Raw genomic sequence first — 1241 nt, 5'->3', positions numbered from 1 at the left:
TGTGGAGCCAAATGGAGAAGTACCCAAGTGGCTGAAGGGGCGCCCCTGCTAAGGGTGTAGGTCGTTTACGCGGCGCGAGGGTTCAAATCCCTCCTTCTCCGCCAGTTTAACTGGCCCGTTGGTCAAGCGGTTAAGACACCGCCCTTTCACGGCGGTAACACGGGTTCGAATCCCGTACGGGTCACCAATTCATTAATTTAAAATTGAAAATGTATAATTTAAAATGTTGAAAGTTTTTCAATGGAGTCTTCGTCGGATAATCACGAAGTAATTTTACATTTTACATTATAAATTTTACATTTATATGGAGGATTAGCTCAGCTGGGAGAGCACCTGCCTTACAAGCAGGGGGTCGGCGGTTCGATCCCGTCATCCTCCACCATTTAATATATAGTATAAATGTGGACCCGTGGTGTAGCGGTTAACATGCCTGCCTGTCACGCAGGAGATCGCCGGTTCGATCCCGGTCGGGTCCGCCATTTGTTACTTTATTCATTGTTGGGCTATAGCCAAGCGGTAAGGCAACGGACTTTGACTCCGTCATGCGTAGGTTCGAATCCTGCTAGCCCAGCCATTTTTATTACTATATTGATAACAAATAGAAAATGCGGGTGTGGCGGAATTGGCAGACGCGCTAGACTTAGGATCTAGTGTCTTTGACGTGGGGGTTCGAGTCCCTTCACCCGCACCATTTTTTATTTTCAGATACTTTTTATGCGGTCGTGGCGGAATGGCAGACGCGCTAGCTTGAGGGGCTAGTGGGGGCAACCCCGTGGAGGTTCGAGTCCTCTCGACCGCATCGATCTTTCTTTTGAAAATAAACTGACAAGTATAATCATAAGCATCTGCGCCCTTAGCTCAGCTGGATAGAGTGTTTGACTACGAATCAAAAGGTCGGGAGTTCGAATCTCTCAGGGCGCGCCATGTCGGGAAGTGGCTCAGCTTGGTAGAGCACCTGGTTTGGGACCAGGGGGTCGCAGGTTCAAATCCTGTCTTCCCGACCATTTAACTTAATTTGCGGGTGTAGTTTAGTGGTAAAACAAGAGCCTTCCAAGCTCTGGTCGTGAGTTCGATTCTCATCACCCGCTCCATAGGGGCCTATAGCTCAGCTGGTTAGAGCGCACGCCTGATAAGCGTGAGGTCGGTGGTTCGAGTCCACTTGGGCCCACCATATTTTTTAAAAAAAAGTTGTTGACAAGCTAAATTTAATTATGTAAAATAATAAAAGTCGCTAAAGACAA

Annotated in this window: 11 tRNA genes; all 11 read left to right on the top strand. The window is 47.8% G+C overall.

What is annotated here, in order from left to right:
- The first annotated feature begins 13 nt into the window (after nt 1-13).
- The 11 genes from ACJ2A9_RS23570 to ACJ2A9_RS23520 all read left to right on the top strand — a co-directional run bounded on the left by ACJ2A9_RS23570 (nt 14) and on the right by ACJ2A9_RS23520 (nt 1171).
- A tRNA-Ser gene (locus ACJ2A9_RS23570) sits at nt 14-104 on the top strand.
- A gap of 8 nt (nt 105-112) precedes the next feature.
- Nucleotides 113-187 (top strand) — tRNA-Glu (locus ACJ2A9_RS23565).
- Nucleotides 188-306: 119 nt separating this feature from the next.
- A tRNA-Val gene (locus ACJ2A9_RS23560) sits at nt 307-382 on the top strand.
- Between the two features lie 21 nt (nt 383-403).
- Nucleotides 404-479 (top strand) — tRNA-Asp (locus tag ACJ2A9_RS23555).
- Between the two features lie 20 nt (nt 480-499).
- Nucleotides 500-574: transfer RNA gene (locus tag ACJ2A9_RS23550), tRNA-Gln, on the top strand.
- Between the two features lie 33 nt (nt 575-607).
- Nucleotides 608-691 (top strand) — tRNA-Leu (locus ACJ2A9_RS23545).
- A 25-nt stretch (nt 692-716) separates the two neighbouring features.
- A tRNA-Leu gene (locus ACJ2A9_RS23540) sits at nt 717-799 on the top strand.
- Between the two features lie 48 nt (nt 800-847).
- Nucleotides 848-924: transfer RNA gene (locus ACJ2A9_RS23535), tRNA-Arg, on the top strand.
- A gap of 3 nt (nt 925-927) precedes the next feature.
- Nucleotides 928-1004 (top strand) — tRNA-Pro (locus ACJ2A9_RS23530).
- 13 nt (nt 1005-1017) lie between these two features.
- Nucleotides 1018-1091, top strand: a tRNA-Gly gene (locus ACJ2A9_RS23525).
- A 3-nt stretch (nt 1092-1094) separates the two neighbouring features.
- Nucleotides 1095-1171, top strand: a tRNA-Ile gene (locus tag ACJ2A9_RS23520).
- Nucleotides 1172-1241: the final 70 nt, after the last annotated feature.

This window comes from Anaerobacillus sp. MEB173, assembly GCF_052119505.1.
GTDB lineage: Bacteria > Bacillota > Bacilli > Bacillales > JBJMAU01 > JBJMAU01.
This window is presented reverse-complemented; position numbering and strand designations above follow the sequence as displayed.